The sequence below is a fragment of the Methanothermobacter sp. KEPCO-1 genome (assembly GCF_008033705.1).
In the GTDB taxonomy this organism is placed as follows: domain Archaea; phylum Methanobacteriota; class Methanobacteria; order Methanobacteriales; family Methanothermobacteraceae; genus Methanothermobacter; species Methanothermobacter marburgensis.
The window spans coordinates 1,093,612-1,113,436 of sequence record NZ_CP042937.1 but is presented as its reverse complement, the minus strand read 5'-3'; the positions used below and the strand labels follow the sequence as shown (position 1 = coordinate 1,113,436).

Below are 19,825 nucleotides of genomic sequence, written 5' to 3'. Positions count from 1 at the left end.
AGCAAAATTATGTGAAAAAAAGGTTTTAGAGAAGTTTTCTTGCCGCCTTAAGGAGTAGTCTCTGTTCTGCCCTTGCAACCGTCTTCCTAACCTCGGCAACCGCATCTGTGTTGGCGGATACACTGCTTATCCCGAGCTCCACCAGTTTCTCAACTATCCGCGGGATGCTTCCTGCCTGGCCACAGATGCTGGTTTTAACCCCGGCCTCATTGCATTTCTTTATAACCCTCTCAATGAGTTTGAGGACCGCAGGGTGACCCTCCGTGTAGAGGTCTGCCACATGCTCGTTGTTCCTGTCTATTGCAAGGGTGTACTGGGTGAGGTCATTTGTACCGAAGCTCACAAAGTCCACACCCTCTGCAATGAAGTCCTCGATTATAAGTGCGGCTGCAGGTGTCTCCACCATGATACCGAATTCAACGTCCCTGTGGGGCCTGAGACCCGCCTCCTCTGCTATCCTCTTGGCCTTCCTGAGTTCATCAGGGTGCTGTACGAGGGGTATCATTATGCCTATGTTGGTGTAGCCCTGCTCATGGAGTTTCTTTATGGCCCTGAACTCTGCCCTGAGGATCTCCGGCTCATCCAGCTCCCTGCGTATACCCCTCCAGCCCAGCATTGGGTTGTGTTCGTAGGGTTCATTCTCACCACCCTCAAGGGTTTTGAATTCATCTGTGGGGGCGTCAAGGGTCCTGTACCATACGGGGCGTGGGTAGAATTCATCTGCAACCTTGAGGATGTTCTCTGCGAGGATCCTGACAAGTTCATCCTCACGTCCGTCCTCTATGAACTTCCTTGGGTGGACGCCGGTTGTGAGCATCATGTGTTCGGTCCTCAGAAGTCCAACACCATCTGCACCTGTTGCTGCGGCCTTCCTTGCAGCCTCGGGCATGCTCACATTAACCTTGACCTCTGTAACCGTGAGTATGGGTGATTCCACGGTCACGGATTCCGGGGCAGACTCCTTCTTCTCCTCCTCCACAACGCGGCCCTCGTAGACGAGTCCCTTATTACCATCGATGCTGACAACCTGGTTCTCACTGAGAACCCCGGTTGCATTGCCTGTACCAACAACACAGGGTATTCCAAGTTCCCTTGATACTATCGCAGCATGACAGGTGACACCACCCTCATCTGTTATTATACCGCTGGCCCTCTTCATTGCAGGCACCATGTCAGGGGTTGTCATGACCGTGACCAGGATGTCGCCAGCCTGTATCTTGTCCAGTTCATGGATCTCCCTTATTATCTTGACCTTGCCTGATGCAAGGCCAGGGCTTGCCCCGAGACCCCTGAGTATCACATCCCTTGATTTGACCTCTCCTTCCTCCACGGCTTCCCCGAGGGTTGTTATGGGCCTTGACTGTAACATGTAAACCTCCCCATCCATTATGGCCCATTCGGTATCCTGTGGTGAGCCATAGTGATCCTGTATCCTTCTGCCCATCTCTGAAAGGGCAGCTATCTCCTCATCAGAGAGGACCCTCCTGTTTCGAAGTTCAGGGGGGACCTCCTTTTTCACTGTCCTTCCATCCTCCCTTGTGAACATCACGTTCTTCTCACCAACAGTGAACTCAAGGAGTTTACCTGTGTTCTTATCAACCCAGTAGGTATCGGGGGTCACTGAACCTGAAACAACAGCCTCACCGAGACCCCATGACCCCTCAATGAGGATCTTATCCTCCCCTGTTGATGGGTGGACGGTGAACATGACCCCTGCCTTTTCAGCGTCAACCATCTCCTGGACAACAACCGCTATGTAAACCCTGGAATGGTCGAAGTTGTTCTCCTCCCTGTAAAAGATGGCCCTTGCCTCGAACAGGGATGCCCAGCACTTCCTGACATAATCCATGACATCCTCGGCGCCCCTTATGTTGAGGAAGGTGTCCTGCTGACCAGCGAATGATGCCTCGGGGAGGTCCTCTGCTGTGGCTGAGGAACGTATGGCAACGTACACATCATCCTTTCCTATTCTCTGGCAGAGTGCATTGTATGATTCTATAATGAGTGTCTGTATATCCTCGGGTATCTCTGTGGATGTTATTATATCCTTTATCTCAGCGGATACCCTCTGCAGTTCCTTTGTATCATTGACGTCAAGGCTTTCAAGCATGTCCATTACAATGGGCTGTAGTCCCGTGTCTGTCATGAACTTGTCATAGGTTGCCGCTGTCACCACGAACCCCGGGGGAACCGGTATGCCCGCCTGTGTAAGTTCACCCAGGTTTGCACCCTTTCCGCCGGCGATTCCCACATCATCCTTACCGAGTTCCTCAAAAAACGCCACATACTTAACCATTTTATCCCCTGAACTAGTTGGTGTCTTAAAAATGTGAATGTGAAAAAAAATTAGAATTTTATTTTACGAGTTCCTCGCCCCTGTCAATCACAATCCTGCATGGAACAGGGAACTTCATTGCAGCCCTTCTTAGGGCTTCCTTGGCATCCTTGAAGTTCTTCTTGTTTGTCTCGATTGTGATTATCTTCTGGTTTTTCTTAACAAGGGCCACAGTGCTCACCGGTTTCCCGAATGCCTTCCTCATACCGTCCTGGACACGGTCAGCCCCTGCCCCTGTCGCCATGGGGTTTTCACGGACTATGTGATGGGGGTAGACCCTTATCTTGAGGTGGTAACCCATCCTACCGGCCTTCCTCTGCATGTAACGGTTTGAGGCTATCCTGGCTGCCTCCAGGGCATTGTGGGTTATCTGGGTTGGTGCCTTAACAGCAACGCTCAGTGAAATCGGGAATTCAGCTGAGAGGTTACCCATATCATATTGAACTATCTTTGAACCTGGAATCTTCTTGATGTACTCTCTTCTCGTGTATGCACGAACCATGAATAATCCTCCTGTAATCATGTCCATGAGAATAACTATGAAATGAGTATCTCGGTAACCATTAATAAATATTGTCTTGAAAGCCAAACAGTTAATAAATCCAACCTGAAAAATATAAGGATACATATAATTAGCAGGGATGGTTTTTAAAAGTTTCCATGGTGTCATCATGAAGATAGCCATAACCGGTAAGGGTGGGGTGGGCAAGACAACCATAGCCGGCACCCTTGCCTGCATATTCTCTGGGAAATTCAGGGTCTTTGCCATTGACGCCGACCCCGACATGAACCTTGCATCCAGCATAGGTATAAGTGAGGAGATAACACCCATATCCCGGATGAGGGACATTATAAGGGAGCGGACTGGAGCAGAGCCAGGTTCATCCTTTGGTGAGGTTTTCAAGCTCAACCCAAGGATAAGTGACCTTCCAGATTCACTCTCCATCCAGCACCCCCGGCGACCCAGCCTCCGGGTGATGGTGATGGGTACAGTGGAGCATGGTGGCGATGGGTGTGTCTGCCCTGCATCAGTGCTCCTCAAGGCCCTGCTCCGTCACCTGATACTCAGAAAGGATGAGATGGTGATCCTTGACATGGAGGCCGGAATAGAGCACCTTGGAAGGAGGACCGCAGAGTCCGTTGATCTTATGGTGGTGGTTGTTGAACCCGGCCTCAAATCACTTGAAACAGCATCCCGGATAAAGAAACTCGCAGCCGATATCGGGGTTAAGAGAATAATGGCCATAATCAACAAGGTCTCGGGAAAGGAGGATGAGGAATTCATGCGTGAAAGGCTGGAGGCGGCTGGAATTGACGTCCTTGGCTGTGTACCCTCGGATAAAACCGTTGTGGTGGCTGACATGAGGGGCGAGCCCCTTGCAATGCATCCAGAATCGGCTGCCTTCAGGGCCATAAGAGAAATCTCCGAGAGGATAGCCTCAATGGAGAGCTAAGTGGAATGAGAGTATAGCGTCAGTATGGAGGACTGGAATGAGGATATCAGTAACCATAGAAGCGGAATACGAATCAGGGGAGGAAGCCAGGATAGTTATGAAGGCACTTGAACCCGAAAACAGATCATACGTTGAATCTGAAATTGAAGGATCAAAGGTAAGATTCACCATGGAATCAGATTCCATCGGAACAGCCCTGAACACGGCAGATGATCTCATATTCTCCGAGATGATAGTCGAAAAAATGATGGGCTTTAAATCAGAGCATGAATGAACCGGTTGAATCAGAAGCATGTGGTGATTGGATGAAGTTCAAACTTAAGGGAATAATAAAACTCAGCAAAGAGGTTCCAGAGGCAGAGAAGGACATTGAAGAGTTTCTGAAAGATGCGGAAAAAGACCTTCTCAGGAGGGGAGTCCCTGAGGGTCAGGAGGATGAGGCTTCACATGTAAAATCATGGGAGCTCAGTGGAGACACACTGAAAATTGAGATGGAATCAGGAAGACGTGTCAGGGCCCATGATGGTCTTCTGAGACTCAAAAAGCCCCTGGGACAGCTCCTAGGGCCCCGTTACAGGGTCGGTGTGAGGGGTGTGAAGGTGGAGGACTACACCCTTGAAATGGACGCCCCTGGGGTATCAGAAATCCCTGGCCTCAGGGAGCTGCCATTTGTGGAGGACGCAGATATCTCAGAGGGCACCATAAGGGTGAGGTTCCAGCCCCTTGATGAGTCAGAGCTCAGGAAACACGTTGTGGATAGGGTTGTGAAGCACGCCCTCAGCCTCGTTGAATCCTCACAGGACCTCACAACCAGGGTCACAAGGGCAACCCCCGGGGAGATAGTTGCAAGAAGCGAAAAAAGGGATTTCTTCTTTGATGGAGACCCCACAGAGGAGGCCATGAGGCTGGGGTGGGTTAAGAAGTTTCCAGGGCGTGGACAGTGGTTCTACGGGCCCAAGATAACCGCCCTACACCGTGCCCTGGAGGAGTTCCTCATTGAAAGGATAGTGAAGCCCCTGGGATTCGTTGAGTGCCTCTTCCCGAAGCTCATACCCCTGGATGTTATGAACAGGATGAGGTACCTTGAGGGCCTGCCTGAGGGGATGTACTACTGCAGCGCCCCAAGCAGGGACCCTGAAACCTTTGAGGAATTCAAGAATGAACTCATCATAAACAGGGAGGTGCCAATGGACCTCCTCAAGAGGGGTCTGAAGGATCCCGGTTACGTTATTGCACCGGCCCAGTGCGAGCCATTCTACCAGTTCCTCTCACATGAGGTGGTGAATCTGGATGACCTCCCCATAAAGTTCTTTGACAGGAGCGGCTGGACCTACAGGTGGGAGGCAGGGGGAGCCAAGGGCCTCGACAGGGTCCATGAGTTCCAGAGGATAGAACTTGTGTGGCTGGCATCACCACGGGATACCGAGGAGATACGTGACCGCACCGTTGAACTCTCATATGACGCCGCCGATGAACTGGAACTTGAATGGTACACTGAGGTGGGAGATGACCCATTCTACCTTGAGGGCAGAAGGGTTGAGGAGAGGGGAATAGAGTTTCCTGATGTCCCCAAATATGAGATGAGGCTCTCACTGCCAGGGCAGGAGAAGGGTGTGGCAGTTGTATCTGCCAATGTCCACGGGACACATTTCATTGAAGGATTCTCAATCAGGGAGGCCCGTAACATGAACATATGGACTGGATGCACGGGTATAGGTCTTTCAAGGTGGATATACGGTTTCCTGGCCCAGAAGGGCTTTGATACTGAGAAATGGCCAGAGTTCATAAGGGAGCGGGTTGAGGGTGTTGAGGCCCCCCGTATAGTTACCTGGCCCGGCAGGGACTGATCTGAGGTGGTCATTTGAACTGTGACAGGCACCCTGAACGTGAAGGTGTGGCGTCATGCATAATATGCGGGAGGATACTCTGCGAGGAGTGCCGTCTGAAGCTTGGAGGGAAGAATTACTGTGAGAGGTGTGCCGATAAACTGTTCAGGGAGCGGGTTGAGGTCGGTGAAGAGAAAAGGAAGGGGATGGGTCTCGGGGTTAAGATACTCATTGCCATCCTCATAATCCTGGCTATCCTCTCTGTTCTATCATACCTGATTTACAGTGTGTACCTTGCACCATACTATGGCAGCCCTGAAAACGTGCTCAGGATACTCATGAATGACCCTGAGAGGATAATCAGATTCCTGGGGACAAGGATATCCACCTAAACCCTCCTGGGGTATCTGGGCTCCCTGAACTCTATCATGAATGATGTGCCCCCGGCCGACTCAAAGGTGAGTGTACCGTCAAGCTGCCTCACAAGGCCCCCAACAAGATCCAGACCAAGACCCGCGTTTTCCTTAAGGCTGAAGCCCTCTGGAAGGCCCCTCCCATTATCACTGACCCTGAGAAGGAAGGCATTACCGGTATCCTCGAGGGATACCCTGATGGTTCCGCCATCATCGAATGCATGCCTCAGGCTGTTTGATACAAGTTCATTTAGAATGAGTCCCAGCGGGACTGCCGTTTCAATGTCGAATTTCACATCAACAATGTCCACCTCAATCTGGACACCGGAACTGTGCATGTCGCGCAGGTAGGATAGGAGCCTTTCTGTGTAGGATGCAAAGTCTACTGTGCTGGCCTCTGGATTGGAGAGAAGGAGCTCATGGACCAGGGCCATCGCCCTTATCCGAAGCTGCAGAGCCCTCATGAGTTCACAGAAATCCTGATCCATTCCCCGTGCCTGGAGGTTTATGAGGCTTGAGATGATCTGAAGGTTATTCTTGACACGGTGGTGGAGTTCTGATAGGAGTGTCCTGTTGGCCTCGAGGGACCTTCTTGCTGTCTCCTCTGACCTCTTTATATCGGTGATATCCTCAAAGATTCCCAGGAAATACCCATCAATCCTTCTTATGAGTACCCGTATCCATCCACCCCCCTGCCTTATCATGAACTCCTGACTTTTTCTGAAAGCTGCAAGGTCCTTGTGGAGTTCACCTATAAATCTGTTGTCTGCCGGTTGCCTGAAAATCTCCAGGATGGTGGGATTCGACTCCAGTATCTTCCCATCGGCATCCATGAGGACCACCCCAACCGGGAGTTCCATGAACAGTGACCTGAACTTCCTTTCACTGATCCTCAGTGACTTCTCCTTATCACTCAGTGATCGCAGGTAGAGGCGCAGAACCGCAAAAAGAAAAAGTGATGTCAGTAGTATGAAGAGGGATCCCTTGATGATTGAGAGCTGGACAAGCAGAGGGGGCTTTGCTATGAGATAGAGGATGTGGTCTGATGAGAGTATCCATAGAAGGCTGAAGATTGCATAATAGAGTGCTATCCTGAGCGCATCTCTCTCGGGATCCATATATACTGTTATCTTCAGGGGTCCTAATAATTTTTGGGAAAAGGTGAGTTCTGATACCGGAACATCAGTGAAATGGGGTAGAAGAAGCAATCCAGTCGGGAATAGAAGAAGCAACCCAGTCAAATCCAGAATCCCAGGTGCCCTGAAAGGATAGTTAAGGGAAACAACCATGGTGGATTCTGAGGAGGTTATTCCTCTGAATCCTCCGCAGTCTCTTCCTCCCTCTTCTCAAATACATCAGAAAATTCAACCTTACTGACACCCTCAATGTTCTCCCAGATGTCCTTAGCTATCCTGAACCTTGTGAGGGTAACATCCATGTAGGGCCTGTTATCAAATCGGGTCATCTCATCCATGCAGATCCTCACACGTCCATCATCTATTTCAACCTCTGTCTTGTCGATGTCCATGTTCTGGGAGGGGTAGTGGAGCTGGATCATGCTCTTTACCTTTTCAACATCATCTTTGATTATCTCCTTAACCTTCAGATCGTATTCGAGGGTTTTGCCTGCAAGTTCATGGTTGAAGTCCACCCTCACGCGTCCACCTGAGACGTTAAGGACCCTGCCCTCATGTCCCTCAACGGTCAGTGGCATCCCCGGGTAGGGCTTTATTCCCTGCCTCTTGAATTCGCCCATGGGTATGAGCTGGACAAGTTTAGGGTCCCTGTTACCGAATGCGTCCTCCGGTTCAATCTCAACGTGTTTTTCCTCGCCTTCCTCCATTCCAATAACGGCCTCGTCAAGACCCTTTATGAGGTGTCCACCTCCAACAACGACTGGTATGGGGCCAAAGGTCTTCTTTATCTGAAGTCCGGCCTCCTTAGCCACTTCCTCGTCTGTTGTGTCAAAGACCTCACCGGTCTCCTTGACCTTGCCTGTGAATTCAATTTTTATAAAGTCTCCTTTATTCACTGCCATATCTCTAGCCTCCTGTGTGGTATTCTATCCTTAAATTCTTCAAGGATCTCTTTATCCTTAAATGCAAGAATTCGAATTACAGATGGATAATTTTCTATATATTTATGGACCAGTCCCTTATGAACCTTTGCCTCAAGAACCGAGATTATGCGCTGCCTGTGGTGTCTGCTGAATGATGGGGGTATGGCCTCCTCGACCTCAGCAAGTGAACGGTATGGTCTTTTCCTTACGATTGCAGATGCTGTTAAATCATCCAAGAGGTTGAGAACCTTAAGTTCATCAATTTCAAGGCTGTTTGCGTTTCTGAGTATCCCTGTCGAGAGCCTCAGATCATGCAGGGGTGCCCTTCCCTCCGAGATTTCCCTTTCAAGGACCTCAACCGTCTCAGGGGGAAGCATATGTGTGACTTCACCAATTTCGCCCCTGGATACTGCATCCCGTATTCTGGTTCCGCTCACACCCTCAAGTCTCCTTATGAACATGAACCTGTTTCTGAAGTTGAATCCAATCCTCCCGAGGGCCCCCGCAAGGGATGCTATGACATAGTTGTCCTCCTCAAGTTTACCCTCAAGTACGGTCTCAGAGGTGTCAAGGTCCACTATCCTGTAGGGCCTTGGCACAACCCTGTGGCCCCTTCTGATCCTTTCAAGGACCTCATCAAATCCATCAACCGGCCTGTAGCCGCGGGGTATCCAGTCAGTATCGAGGGCCCTGAACATCCTCGCAAGGCAGAGGGAGTACTGACCTGAACCCATAACACCCATTGGGGGGCCCTCCACCACTATATCAGCCCCCGCCCTGATGGCTATCTCTGCCCTTGCCTGGCGGGTCATTATGTAGGGTACGCCCCTTCCACTCCTCTCAAGGGGCCCCGGTATGATAGCCACAAAGAGGGCGTCTGGTCTGAGCTTCCTGGCCTCCAGCATGCAGTGCCTGTGGCCCCTGTGAAAGGGTGAGTACTCTGTGAAGTCTGCCATGATGCCGGGTTCAGATGCATGGTCACCGTATTCCGGTTTATTAATAGCATCCGCCCTGATGAGTTCAAGGTCCCTCTCAATTACACTCCCTAGAAATTTCTCTGAAGGCATGTTAATTAATATAAAGCCGGGGGTAAATAATTTAAGTGGATGATAGCATGCCAGTTGACCTCTTCATTGAGAACTGCAGAACCGAGAGGGGAACCTTCAATATAGGTGTTGATGATGGTAAGATAGTGAAGATAACCCGTGGGAGAATTGATGCATCTGAGAGGATTGACCTTCGGGGTTATCATGTGCTCCCTGGGCTCATAGATGCCCATGTGCACTTCAGGGACCCTGGGCTGGAGTACAAGGAGGACTTCAGGACAGGTTCAATGGCCGCAGCTCATGGAGGCTTCTCAACAGTTATCGACATGCCCAATACACTTCCACCCACCGACACAGCATCTGAGTTCAAGAGGAAAATACAGATAGGTGAGCGTAAGAGCATAGTTGACTTTGGCCTGCATGCGGGTTACTCTGACCCATCAGAGGTTGAGGGAATACTCAGATTGGATCCGGCCTCATTCAAGGTATTCATGGATTCCCTTACCCTGGATAAGGTTGATGTTCTTTTCAGGAGACTCAGGGATCTTGGATCAATGGTGCCAATCACCCTGCACTGTGAAAACCGTGAAATAATAATGCATTACTGTGAAAATATTGGGGGTGTGGAGGACCCCTACGCCTACTCCATGGCAAGGCCACCCCTCGCAGAGGAGGTCTCGATTGCAGAGGCCACAGCACTCGCATATCATTACAGACACCCGGTCCACATATGTCACCTCAGCACCGGGAGGGCCCTTCGGCTTATTGAACCCTTCAGGGAGTATGTGACCTGTGAGGTTACACCACATCACCTTCTCCTGGACTCAGGGTATCTGAGGAGGTTCGGTAATCTTGCAAAGACTAATCCCCCACTGAGGTCAGCTGGAAGCGGATTATCCGTCGGGGATCTTCCTGATATAGATATAATTGGAACCGACCATGCGCCCCATACACTTCCTGAAAAGAAGAGAGGTGTCTGGGAGGCACCGCCCGGTATACCCAACCTTGAGGTCGTGCTAAGAGTGCTTCTCACTCTGGTTTCAGAGGGCAGGATGAACATTTCAACCATAAGGAGAATGCTGGCTGAGGGGCCTGCGAGGATCTTCGGACTGGGTTCCAAGGGATTCATAAGGGAGGGGATGGATGCTGATTTTACTGTTGTTGACCTTAGGAGGGAGGGAGAGATACGCGCCGATGAATTCTACAGCAGGGCCCATTACACGCCATTTGAGGGTTTCAGGTACAGGGGGGATGCTGTGATGACAATTGTCCGTGGGGCGGTTGTTATGGATGATGGTGAGGTCCTTGAAGGGAGGGGGAGGTATATAGCATGTCACAACCAGAAAGAACATGATTAATAATGAAAAAATTTATATTGGAAAATCAATATACTCCCAAACTCAATACCAATGGAGGCCATGATATGTGTGAATCAAACCTATACTCTGAGGATGGAGACCTCCTAATGGAGGATGTTATACTCATCGAGGTCCTTGAAGATGGAATTAAAGCAACCGATGTCCTCAACTCAACGAAGAAGTTTGAAGGAAAACTCACAAGGCTGGACCTCGATAAACACAGAATTTACATAAAGCAGAAAAAATAACCTTTTTCTTAAATATATATTATTCAATAGATCCACCCAACCAGGTCAGTTAAACCACAGGAACAGGGAATTAGTTTTTGAAAAATTTCTAAATACAGAATTCTCTATCAGTAACTTCTGAAACCTGTTTTTAAAAATAAAAGGTTTTATGCTGGAATTATTTTCCAGCTGGTATGATGAGGTCCCTTTCACCCTCTGGCATGAACTCCCTGAGGGCACCTGCTGCGATTGACTTCCTTGGTGATGTGAAGTCAAAGGCGAGGTCCTTATCTGCAAATGCAACCTTTATAAGTGGGTTTGTACAGAAGGCGTCTCCCCTTGCAGCGTGAGGTGCCTGGGCTATACCAGCGTACTCTGGCTGGTGACCCACGTTCATTGCGTAGTTCGGATAGTTAGGTCCACGGAGTTCGTGTATGAGTCCCTCGTCGCTCCTGATTGAGAGTGAATTGGATGCGCCGCACTGGTCCTGCAGGTCGTATCCGTAGAATCCGAGCCTGCTGTGGGCCTCCTTGTGGAGTATCTGGCTGAGGTACCATCCGTTGATACCTGCGTTTGAGTTTCCGGTTGCAAAGGCTGTTGAACATCCTGCTGCTGCGGCTGCAACAGCTGCCCTCTGTGATCCTCCGAAGTGGTCCTCCAGGAGGGTTGGGTATTCCTCGTACTGTTCGAGGCTGTAGAGTGTGACCTCTGTTGAGATGTCCCTGACGACATCCATTGTTGGTTTAGTTCCGCAGATGCCGTACTTGTCATCCACGTACTCCATACCGTAGTAGACGAAGTCGTCAAGGATGTCGTCGGTGTAGGCTGCTGTTGCGTACTGGGTGAATCCGACACCACCTGACATGTAGGATCCGAGCCAGACCTGGTCGTAGAGTGCTGCTGCACCTGCTATGACCTCAAGTGAAACGTTTGCAGGGTCATCTGAAACCCTTGAGGTCTGGACTATGTCTGCGAATGTTCCGAAGGCAACTCCACCTGGCTCGTTTGGTCCCCTTGCCCTCCTTGCAGGCATTATTGTACCCATCTCGATAACGTCTGCGTGTTTTGCGGCGTATGAGAAGTCAGCGATCGCAGCTTCACCTGCACAGAGTTTGTAGGCGGATATGAAACTCATACCGATCTGCATTGCAGACCATCTTGAGACTGTACCGCCGTCACAGGTCCTCACGACTATTGTTGGGACCCTGTTAACCTGGTATGTCCTGTTTCCAATGTAGCTTTTGAGCTGCTCGGCCTGCTCTTCAGGGAACTCCTTGTTTATGTCTATGAGTATCCTCTTGTCCAGTTCATCTGCCAGGTTGTCGTCTCCTGTGAAGATCTTGGCGTAGCAGTCCTCCACGAGTCCCGGGTGGACCTCCACCATGTGCTCCTGGACCACGGCACCGCCTGGGAGTGCGTGGTTGATTGCCTCCATGTACTCGTTGATTGTCTCAGGGGTTACCTCCACACCCAGCCTCTTCTCAAGGACGGCGTGTGCGGTGTCCATACCCACTATAACTGTCCTTTTTATGTCGTCCACCATCTGCTGGATGGCTGCGTTGTTCACGAAGTGGAGGTCGTCACCTTCAACGTAGGCGTCTGTTCCTGAAACCCTGTATGCCATGAGTTTCCTCTGACCCAGTGGCACACCTATGTCAGGGTTGTAGAATGGTATTCCGCCCCTCTTCTCTGCTGCCTTCTTGGCGTACTCTGTGAATTCTTTTTTACGTGCGGACTGTTCCCATCCGCCGAAGCAGTAGAAGTTTGTATATTTTTCGTCAGGGTCTTCCCCCTCAAACTTCTTCTTTAAAGCCTTAAGGAATAGTTTCTTTTCATCCATTAATCATCACCTAGCCTTTTTCTTAGGTCATCCTTGAATACGTCCATACCGAATCCGCCCAGGGTACGGCCGGTGTGTATGTTTTCAACAACCTCAATTGCCTCTTTATCATCCCTCATAGCGATGTTGTCCTTCCTGTAGATTGTGGTGATCTTCTTGAGTTCATCCTCACCGAGGGGCTGGCCCATGTCCACTGGCTCGTCAAGGGGCCTTCCTACCTGGTCCTTGACGTAGACCACATGGCCCTTCTCCTCATCGAAGACGTACCTCTGGAGGGCGTCGAACATTAGACCGTTTTCATCGAGCCTCAGGGAGTGTCCGTGAACTGTTGCACCCCTTATACCGGTTGTTGCAGGGTCAAAGAGCTCGGTTTCCACCAGTTCCTTTGAGACTCCCTCAAGGTCAAGTTCCCTCATCTCAATGACCTGCCTTCCTGAGAGCGTACCTGTGTCAACACCACGGTACCTCCACATGTAGGTCCTTGCCCTGTCATAGGGCTGGGCAGGTGCATTGTACATGGAGTCTGCAAACTGGATGTACCTGACCCTCACACCTTCCTTTGCACCCTGTATGGGTTCAACCATGTCCCTTACGATGTCCTCCTCGAAGTCCATCTCATCCAGTGGTGGGTGCACTGACTTGTAACTTTCACCGGGGTTTCTGTGTCCCAGGACCTTGACCAGGTCCTCGTCTGATACTTCCCTTAATTTACGGAATTCGTAATCAGGGTCCATGTGTTTTCTTCTGTTTTCAGCTATCTGGGTTTCTCCAGGAGTGTACTGGGCTTTGTAAGACATATCATAACCTCACAATCATTTTATGTTAATAACGGTGTCCTTCACCCTTGAACTTGGATCAGCCATACCTATTATCCTGGGGTCGATTTTGTCCTCAAAGTTGAGACCGTATTTGAGGTAATCGGATATGGTGATGTCCTTCTTTGTGAAGGCACCTATGAATAGCTTATAGGGACAGGGGAGCACTTCCCTCAGGATTTCATCGATTTTCTCCATGTTATCCTCCAGGGCCTCCGGGAGTATCCCGACTATGAGCTCTCCGACCTTAACGCGGAGTTCAACCTCCTCTCCACGCACCCTTATTCTTCTCCGGTCACTGTGTTTAACCTCTGTGCCCCTTGCAGGTCCATAGTAAACCCTGTCGGGTATCGACGGTCCATGAACCAGTACCCTGACTATACCCTCAAGGGCGTAGATGCTGTTCAGCAGTTTCTCAACGGTTTCCGGTTTCAGGAGCCTCTGGGGAAATATCTTCACATCGACGAATCCTGTTTCTGGCATTTCAACTCCCCGTTTAAGCCTATAACTGGTCCTTTACCTCTGCAGCACCTTTTGCAACGTTGACTATTGGTTCTCTGAAGTAGTCTATTTCACTGTAAACTGATCCTATGAGTCCTGATGTCTTTTCAACTGAGAACATCTGTGTTCCTGCGTCAAGACACATGGCTGCAGCCACGCATGGGAGGGCGAATCCCTTACTGTGCCTTGTTACGACGTGGTTTCCGTGGAATATACCTGGACCTCCTCCACCATAGATGGAGTGGCTGAAGAATGAGAATCCCACTGCTGTACCCATGGCCCTTCCGAAGTCCACGCCCGGGAGTCCTGTTTCGTATTCAAGGATGTCGTTGTAGTAGAGCACTGTTGATGCAACGCCCTGGGCTGCCCTTGCTGCTCCCACGTTGACTATTGTTGCTGCAAGGAGTCCTGTTGCTGCGTAGGCATTCCATAGTGCCCAGTCGGCTGGTTCGTAGACCTTGTAGCCTGAGTTCATCTCCCTGGCCACTTTAACGACTCCGTCCTCAACTGCCCTTTCCACCAGTGAAGCTATTACTGTACCTACTGTGCCCTTACCGTTCTCCTTAACCAGGTCAAAGAGAAGGTTGTTGGCGTTGAGTCCCTGGTATGCAAGTCCAAGGAGGTGCATCCTTTCGAATGCCCCGACAGCGTCACCTGTTTCGAACATTGCTGTCTGTTCGAGTATGGATGATAGTGCTGATGCGTTGAGTGTGTTCTTTCTTGTGATGGCAACGACGTGGTTTGCCATTATGTTCCTGAGACCGTATCCAAGTCCCTCAAGGAGCACAGGTGGTCCGAGGAGTGTTGAGAGGTTGGCTCCTGTGAAGTCCACTGTCTGTGGGTATCTTCCCATTACAGCTGTTTTAACTGCATTTGCATCGAACATGTCCACGTCGAATTCGTCGATGATTGCCTGTACAACTGCTGCCCCTGTGACAAGTGCTGAGACGGTGTAGTCTGCTGCTACACCCATCCTTGTTGTTGGGACCTGTACCAGGATCTGCTGGCCGTTGTTTATGAGGCGTATGTTTGTGTCGTCGTCCTCTGAGGTCTGGACGAGTTTTTTGACCTTTTCAGCGATTGCCTCTGCGTTTTCAACAATTGGCAGTTCAACTTCCCTTCCAGGGATGAAGTTGGACTTTCCTCCAAGAGCTGCCTTCTTGAGGCTTCCCTCAATTCCGGCCAGGTTCACTGCAACTGACCTCTTCACGTCGCTTACCAGGTTTGCTATTGTCGGGTTTTTAAGGGGGCTTATGGCTTCAAGAGGAACATCCTCCTCAAGGAGCTTACCATCTGCCCCATAGAGATCTATTCTGTCTTCATACATTGGCATGGTATTCACACCTCTTGGTTTTTATTTATTTATTAATAAAATTTATTAATTTATTATTGAATGTGAGGGGGTTATGGAATCAGGCTTTTAAGTGACTTAAGAGGGTCTCATGGTTTTAACAGTGTTCATCTCAGATCCGATGTCTCGAAATGGACCTTCAGGTTATACCGAAGTTCATCCTCCAACCTCCAGAGCATAGCTCATTATAGAACAAGCCATACTGCACATATCGGTATTAATCTGTATTAATCCAGATATAACCGCTTATGCTTCATTTTCTGGACATCTATGACTCTATTGAATAAGAAAGAAGGATAATATAAATGTTTTCAAAAGAAAAAAAAGAAAAATTTTAAATATGAAAAATAATTTTTCATAAAAATATTATTCTGAATAATAATATGTGGCATGTAAAGTCCAGGATAATCCTGAAAACAAAAAAAGAAGTGGGTTTATTTCAGTGACAGTGCACCCTTCGGACAGGCAGGTATGCACTGGTCACAGAGTATACAGAACCCTTTAAGTGGAACCTTTTCATCGGTGAGTTTCAGCATGTCGTATGGACAGGCTTCTATACAGTCACCGCACTGGTCACAGAGGGCAGGGTTGTACTGGATCCTCTTCCTCTTGACAACCTCACCATCAATGACCTTGTCCATATCCACAAGGCTGAGGGCGCCCTTTGGACAGGCCATGGTACATGCACCGCAGCGTGTACACATGGCGAAGGATGGTTCCTCATCCACCTTCTCATTGTCAGGGAGCTTCATGCCCTCCTTCGTTACAACCCTTATTGCATCGTTGGGGCAGATGTTGGCGCATGCGCCGATGAAGTCACATTTTCCTTCATCCCAGACAAGGCCCTCCTCACTTGCAGGTTTGGCGGGTCCGAGTTCCACCTCAAGGTCTATGGCATCCACTGGGCAGAGCTGTTCACATAGTCCGCAGGCTGTACAGATGGCTGGAAGGTCTACTGTAAGGTTTGATGACTTTGGAACTATGAAGTCACCTGGACAGGCCTCCACACAGGTGTTGCAGCCTATACATGCCTCTTCATCCAGCTCGAATTTCTTGATTTCCTTGGCCCTCTTCTCTGGTTTTTTGCCTGAGATGTAGACAGCGTTCCATGGGCATGTCTGTGCACAGACACCGCACTTTATGCAGGTGTCCTCATCGATCTCTATGACTCCACCTACCTTTTCAAGGGTTATGGCGTCCACAGGGCATTCAGGGACACACATTCCACAGCCAACACAGTCAGCAATGAATATGGGTCCTTCGATTTCCAGTTCAATCTTAGCTGGTTCCTTGATGCCCTCAACGCCTATGACACCCACAGGGCAGATGTCAACGCACTTCTGGCACATGACACAGAAGCCCTGGAGCGGAATCTTCTTGACCTTGCCTTCGTCAAGTTTGAGGATCTGTGGAGGGCAGACCTCCACGCAGTCCCCGCACTCATTGCACTTGTCAGGGTTGAAAACTATCCTGCCCTGTGTGTTACCAGCCTCGTCAACCACCAGATCCTCAATTTTGAGGGCGCCTGTTGGGCAGGCATCGACACACTTGGGTTCCCCGCCGCAGATGTCACAGTAGATAACATCCTCCGGTGTTACCTCAATGGCTGCGGTAGGGCAGGTCCCCTGGCAGGCACCACACCTTATGCAGTCCTCTTTGTTGACAACTATCATTTTACCACCTTTACCCGGGTGAAATTAGATCCTTTTTACAAGGTCGCCTTCACTGTCGTATACTTCCAAGGTGGCAAGTCTCATCTGACTGTCAATGGTGTGTGTTGCGCAGGAGAGACATGGGTCGTATGCCCTTATGACCATCTCCATGAGGTTGAATATCTTATCATCCACTTCAACACCAGGTTTGATGTAGTCCTGGGCAACCTTCTGGATACCCATCTCCATGGCAGGGTTGTTCTGGATTGTTGCAACCACGATGTTTGCCTTGGTTATGAGGCCGTTCTCATCACAGGTGTAGTGGTGTGTGAGTGTTCCCCTTGGTGCCTCAACTATACCCACACCGTCGCCTGCCTGCCTTTCAAGTGAATCAGGGAATTTTTCTCCGGATAGGTCTCCTTCAAGTGCATCGGCTGCACATTCGGCACATGCGAGGACTTCTATGAGCCTTGCCCAGTGGTACAGGAGTGTCTGCTGTGCGTATCCAAATTTGTCCTGGAACTCCTTGAAGTAATCCTGTGCCTTTGGAGCTGCATCAGGCATCTTATCTGCGACGTTGAGCCTTGAGAGTGGTGAGACACGGTAGACACCATCAGGGTATCCAAGGTCCTTTATGTATGGGAATTTGAGCCAGGAGTATGGTTTAACATGTTCAGCGATGGTGTCAGCGTAGTCTGCTGGTTTGAACTCCCTGAACAGGTTTCCTTCCTTGTCCTTTATCCTCACTATACCATCGTAGACGTCCCATACGCCGTTTTTAACAAGACCTGTGTGGTATGTCTCGATGTTGCCCAGTGAGTTCACGAGGTCAATGTTCTCCTCGAATATTGGAACTGCAAGTTCCAGGGTGGCCTCTGCCAGTTCAACGTTCCTCTGGGCCTTCTGAAGGAGGTCCTTCTGTGTTTCATCGTCCAGTTCTGTTGATATACCTCCTGGTGTTGAGGAGGTTGGGTGAATTGGCCTTCCGCCTGTGGCCCTGACGATTTCCAGAGCATTTTTACGTAACTCTATGGCCTGAAGAGCAACATCAGGGGCGTCCTTTATTATCTGGAAGACGTTCCTTGTCTTTCTGTCCTTACCTGCTATGAAGTCAGGGGCTGCAAGGAAGTAGAAGTGCAGACCATGGGAGTGCATGTATGAGCCCCAGTTCATGATCTCCCTCATCTTGTAGGCTGCAGGAAGGACATCATCTGGTTCAAAACCAAAGCAGGCGTCAACAGCCTTTGCGGCTGCCAGGTGGTGCTGCACGTCACAGATACCGCAGATCCTTGGAACTATCCTTGGGGCTTCCTCTATGGGTCTTCCCTGGAGGAACTTTTCGAATCCACGGAATTCCATAACATGGAGCCTTGTGTCCTCAACATTACCTGCATCATCAAGGTGTACGGTAATCTTGGCGTGACCTTCAATACGGGTCACAGGTTCCATTGTGAGTTTAACCATCTATTTACCCTCCTTCTTTATTTTCATTGGTATGAGTGCTGCTGGAAGTGTGAATGTGTAGAATGTTCCAACAATGTCATCCAGCTGTTCAGCCACTTCCTCAGGGTCGACGGTTTTGTCCTCTTCGACCTTGTAGTCAGAGGCTATGGCACTTATCATTTTGGCACCCTGGTCCTCGACACGTGCTGTTGGACCATAGCAGCCACGGCATGGTATGGCTATGCTTGGGCACTCTGCACCGCAGATTGATACAGTTGCTGGGCCCATGCAGATGAGTCCCTGTGGTATGAGACAGAGGTCATCCTCTGGTTTACCAACCTCGAACTGCCTCTTTATGAAGTCCATTGCAAGGCCTTCTGGTGGTTTTTCCCTTGGGCAGACTTCACAGAGGTTTGTGCTTGGCAGTTCTATTTCTTCACCTTTGAGGAGTGCCATAACGACCTCAGCAGCAACATCTGACCTTGGTGGGCATCCTGGAACTTCAAAGTCAACGTCTATGACTTCACCCAGTGGTTTGACCCTTCCCTCAAGGTGTGGTACGTCTTCAGATGGTATGACGCCCTCTTCGTTTGGTGTTGTTATGGAGTTGATGTAGGCTTCCTCTATGACCTCATCCTTGTCCCAGAGGTTCCTGAGACCTGGTATGCCGCCGTATACAGCACATGTACCGTAACTTATGACAAATTTGGCCTTTTCCCTTAGTTCCTCTGCGAATTCCCTGTTTTCATCGTTTACGATTCCTCCCTCAATGACCACAACATCGAGTTCAGGGATTTCATCGTATTTTGTGTCCATTAAAACAGGGCTGAACTCGAAGTCAGCGTGTTCCATGACATCAAGGAGCTTTTCATGGAAGTCTGCAATGGACAGGTGACAGCCGGAGCATCCTCCAAGCCACATTGTTCCGATCTTTATTTTTTCAGCCATTTAACATCCTCCTTATGCTTCAGCTAGCTGTTTCTTGATTGGTGATGGACCAAGGGCCCTTATCCTGTCAACCATCATCTTGACGGTTTCGGCGAATTTTTCACCTTCTGATGCGGATATCCAGTCGTGGTGGATCCTTTCCCTGCCAATTCCAAGTTCATCTGCCAGTTTGTAGATCAGTCTCATTCTCCTGTCGAGCTTGTAGTTTCCTGCGTCGTAGTGGCAGTCACCGTGGTGGCATCCTGTTACGAGAACACCGTCAGCGCCTTCCCTGAATGCCTTGAAAACAAACTGTGGCTCTATCCTTCCTGAGCACATCACACGGATAACCCTAATGTTTGTAGGGTACTGCATCCTTGCTGTTCCCGCAGTGTCCGCTCCACCGTAGGAACACCAGTTACAACAGAACATCACAATTTTTATGTCATCTTCAGCCATAGAGTTTCCTCCTTGCTTGGGTTGTACTTATAATTGTACTTGGTATATGGTTTAGGAGTGGCAAGTATAAAGGTTACTTATGAAACAATTTCGAAAATTTTATATGTGTGGTTAAAATT

At 49.6% G+C, this 19,825-nt stretch carries 19 protein-coding genes; 6 read left to right on the top strand and 13 right to left on the bottom strand.

Annotated elements, in window-relative coordinates:
• Nucleotides 1-25: 25 nt before the first annotated feature.
• Together ppsA and rplJ are read right to left on the bottom strand one after the other, a co-directional pair.
• Nucleotides 26-2,296, bottom strand: coding sequence for a phosphoenolpyruvate synthase (gene ppsA, locus FVF72_RS05995; protein WP_147671475.1), 2,271 nt, complete (start codon nucleotides 2,294-2,296; stop codon nucleotides 26-28).
• Nucleotides 2,297-2,354: 58 nt separating this feature from the next.
• Nucleotides 2,355-2,837, bottom strand: coding sequence for a 50S ribosomal protein L16 (rplJ, locus tag FVF72_RS05990; protein WP_013296292.1), 483 nt, complete (start codon nucleotides 2,835-2,837; stop codon nucleotides 2,355-2,357).
• A 169-nt stretch (nucleotides 2,838-3,006) separates the two neighbouring features.
• Between rplJ and FVF72_RS05985 the strand changes: the two genes are divergently transcribed.
• From FVF72_RS05985 to FVF72_RS05970, 4 genes are read left to right on the top strand one after another with little or no spacing between them, the layout of a single operon-like run.
• On the top strand, nucleotides 3,007-3,789 hold the full coding sequence (locus FVF72_RS05985) for an AAA family ATPase (RefSeq protein ID WP_147671474.1): 783 nt from the start codon (nucleotides 3,007-3,009) through the stop codon (nucleotides 3,787-3,789).
• Nucleotides 3,790-3,826: 37 nt separating this feature from the next.
• Nucleotides 3,827-4,063, top strand: coding sequence for a KEOPS complex subunit Pcc1 (locus FVF72_RS05980; protein ID WP_147671473.1), 237 nt, complete (start codon nucleotides 3,827-3,829; stop codon nucleotides 4,061-4,063).
• Nucleotides 4,064-4,094: 31 nt separating this feature from the next.
• Complete coding sequence (gene serS / locus FVF72_RS05975; protein WP_147671472.1) at nucleotides 4,095-5,636, top strand: serine--tRNA ligase; 1,542 nt, start codon at nucleotides 4,095-4,097, stop codon at nucleotides 5,634-5,636.
• Nucleotides 5,637-5,650: 14 nt separating this feature from the next.
• A complete protein-coding gene (locus FVF72_RS05970) occupies nucleotides 5,651-6,007 on the top strand; it encodes a hypothetical protein (RefSeq protein ID WP_147671471.1) in 357 nt (118 codons plus the stop codon).
• Here FVF72_RS05970 and FVF72_RS05965 read toward each other — a convergent pair.
• From FVF72_RS05965 to FVF72_RS05955, 3 genes are all read right to left on the bottom strand, one after another.
• A complete protein-coding gene (locus FVF72_RS05965; protein ID WP_171770400.1) occupies nucleotides 6,004-7,146 on the bottom strand; it encodes a sensor histidine kinase in 1,143 nt (380 codons plus the stop codon). The two genes, FVF72_RS05970 and FVF72_RS05965, sit on opposite strands and share 4 nt — an antisense overlap.
• Before the next feature lie 188 nt (nucleotides 7,147-7,334).
• A complete protein-coding gene (locus tag FVF72_RS05960; RefSeq protein WP_013296298.1) occupies nucleotides 7,335-8,066 on the bottom strand; it encodes a peptidylprolyl isomerase in 732 nt (243 codons plus the stop codon).
• The gene (locus tag FVF72_RS05955) at nucleotides 8,057-9,154 is read right to left on the bottom strand and encodes a nucleotidyltransferase family protein (RefSeq protein ID WP_147671469.1); all 1,098 of its coding nucleotides are present in this window, start codon (nucleotides 9,152-9,154) and stop codon (nucleotides 8,057-8,059) included. The genes FVF72_RS05960 and FVF72_RS05955 overlap by 10 nt, the downstream gene beginning before the upstream one ends.
• Nucleotides 9,155-9,189: 35 nt before the next feature.
• Between FVF72_RS05955 and pyrC the strand changes: the two genes are divergently transcribed.
• Both pyrC and FVF72_RS05945 read left to right on the top strand, forming a co-directional pair.
• Nucleotides 9,190-10,491, top strand: coding sequence for a dihydroorotase (pyrC, locus tag FVF72_RS05950; protein WP_370511822.1), 1,302 nt, complete (start codon nucleotides 9,190-9,192; stop codon nucleotides 10,489-10,491).
• A gap of 65 nt (nucleotides 10,492-10,556) precedes the next feature.
• On the top strand, nucleotides 10,557-10,739 hold the full coding sequence (locus FVF72_RS05945; RefSeq protein WP_013296301.1) for a CooT family nickel-binding protein: 183 nt from the start codon (nucleotides 10,557-10,559) through the stop codon (nucleotides 10,737-10,739).
• Between the two features lie 157 nt (nucleotides 10,740-10,896).
• Here the strand turns inward: FVF72_RS05945 and mcrA are convergent, their stop codons facing one another.
• The 8 genes from mcrA to FVF72_RS05905 form a co-directional block, all read right to left on the bottom strand.
• On the bottom strand, nucleotides 10,897-12,558 hold the full coding sequence (mcrA, locus tag FVF72_RS05940; RefSeq protein ID WP_013296302.1) for a coenzyme-B sulfoethylthiotransferase subunit alpha: 1,662 nt from the start codon (nucleotides 12,556-12,558) through the stop codon (nucleotides 10,897-10,899).
• Nucleotides 12,558-13,355 (bottom strand): coenzyme-B sulfoethylthiotransferase subunit gamma, encoded by a 798-nt coding sequence (gene mcrG / locus FVF72_RS05935; protein ID WP_013296303.1) that lies wholly within the window; start codon nucleotides 13,353-13,355, stop codon nucleotides 12,558-12,560. Before mcrG ends, mcrA begins: the two co-directional genes overlap by 1 nt.
• Nucleotides 13,356-13,370: 15 nt before the next feature.
• A complete protein-coding gene (gene mcrD / locus FVF72_RS05930; protein ID WP_013296304.1) occupies nucleotides 13,371-13,856 on the bottom strand; it encodes a methyl-coenzyme M reductase operon protein D in 486 nt (161 codons plus the stop codon).
• Between the two features lie 19 nt (nucleotides 13,857-13,875).
• Complete coding sequence (gene mcrB, locus FVF72_RS05925; RefSeq protein ID WP_147671468.1) at nucleotides 13,876-15,207, bottom strand: coenzyme-B sulfoethylthiotransferase subunit beta; 1,332 nt, start codon at nucleotides 15,205-15,207, stop codon at nucleotides 13,876-13,878.
• A gap of 452 nt (nucleotides 15,208-15,659) precedes the next feature.
• Nucleotides 15,660-16,898, bottom strand: a complete 1,239-nt coding sequence (gene mvhB / locus FVF72_RS05920; RefSeq protein WP_147671467.1) for a polyferredoxin protein MvhB — start codon at nucleotides 16,896-16,898, stop codon at nucleotides 15,660-15,662.
• 24 nt (nucleotides 16,899-16,922) lie between these two features.
• Nucleotides 16,923-18,341 (bottom strand): F420-non-reducing hydrogenase subunit MvhA, encoded by a 1,419-nt coding sequence (gene mvhA / locus FVF72_RS05915; protein ID WP_013296307.1) that lies wholly within the window; start codon nucleotides 18,339-18,341, stop codon nucleotides 16,923-16,925.
• Nucleotides 18,342-19,268 (bottom strand): F420-non-reducing hydrogenase subunit MvhG, encoded by a 927-nt coding sequence (mvhG, locus tag FVF72_RS05910; protein WP_013296308.1) that lies wholly within the window; start codon nucleotides 19,266-19,268, stop codon nucleotides 18,342-18,344.
• A 12-nt stretch (nucleotides 19,269-19,280) separates the two neighbouring features.
• A complete protein-coding gene (locus tag FVF72_RS05905; protein ID WP_013296309.1) occupies nucleotides 19,281-19,706 on the bottom strand; it encodes a hydrogenase iron-sulfur subunit in 426 nt (141 codons plus the stop codon).
• Nucleotides 19,707-19,825: the final 119 nt, after the last annotated feature.

Excerpts from the sequence above, each read along its gene's own strand:
- ppsA (WP_147671475.1), bottom strand. The coding sequence starts at position 2,296 with ATGGTTAAGTATGTGGCGTTTTTTGAGGAACTCGGTAAGGATGATGTG.
- rplJ (WP_013296292.1), bottom strand. The coding sequence starts at position 2,837 with ATGGTTCGTGCATACACGAGAAGAGAGTACATCAAGAAGATTCCAGGT.
- FVF72_RS05985 (WP_147671474.1), top strand. The coding sequence starts at position 3,007 with ATGAAGATAGCCATAACCGGTAAGGGTGGGGTGGGCAAGACAACCATA.
- FVF72_RS05980 (WP_147671473.1), top strand. The coding sequence starts at position 3,827 with ATGAGGATATCAGTAACCATAGAAGCGGAATACGAATCAGGGGAGGAA.
- serS (WP_147671472.1), top strand. The coding sequence starts at position 4,095 with ATGAAGTTCAAACTTAAGGGAATAATAAAACTCAGCAAAGAGGTTCCA.
- FVF72_RS05965 (WP_171770400.1), bottom strand. The coding sequence starts at position 7,146 with ATGGATCCCGAGAGAGATGCGCTCAGGATAGCACTCTATTATGCAATC.
- FVF72_RS05960 (WP_013296298.1), bottom strand. The coding sequence starts at position 8,066 with ATGGCAGTGAATAAAGGAGACTTTATAAAAATTGAATTCACAGGCAAG.
- FVF72_RS05955 (WP_147671469.1), bottom strand. The coding sequence starts at position 9,154 with ATGCCTTCAGAGAAATTTCTAGGGAGTGTAATTGAGAGGGACCTTGAA.
- FVF72_RS05945 (WP_013296301.1), top strand. The coding sequence starts at position 10,557 with ATGTGTGAATCAAACCTATACTCTGAGGATGGAGACCTCCTAATGGAG.
- mcrA (WP_013296302.1), bottom strand. The coding sequence starts at position 12,558 with ATGGATGAAAAGAAACTATTCCTTAAGGCTTTAAAGAAGAAGTTTGAG.
- mcrG (WP_013296303.1), bottom strand. The coding sequence starts at position 13,355 with ATGTCTTACAAAGCCCAGTACACTCCTGGAGAAACCCAGATAGCTGAA.
- mcrD (WP_013296304.1), bottom strand. The coding sequence starts at position 13,856 with ATGCCAGAAACAGGATTCGTCGATGTGAAGATATTTCCCCAGAGGCTC.
- mcrB (WP_147671468.1), bottom strand. The coding sequence starts at position 15,207 with ATGCCAATGTATGAAGACAGAATAGATCTCTATGGGGCAGATGGTAAG.
- mvhB (WP_147671467.1), bottom strand. The coding sequence starts at position 16,898 with ATGATAGTTGTCAACAAAGAGGACTGCATAAGGTGTGGTGCCTGCCAG.
- mvhA (WP_013296307.1), bottom strand. The coding sequence starts at position 18,341 with ATGGTTAAACTCACAATGGAACCTGTGACCCGTATTGAAGGTCACGCC.
- mvhG (WP_013296308.1), bottom strand. The coding sequence starts at position 19,268 with ATGGCTGAAAAAATAAAGATCGGAACAATGTGGCTTGGAGGATGCTCC.
- FVF72_RS05905 (WP_013296309.1), bottom strand. The coding sequence starts at position 19,706 with ATGGCTGAAGATGACATAAAAATTGTGATGTTCTGTTGTAACTGGTGT.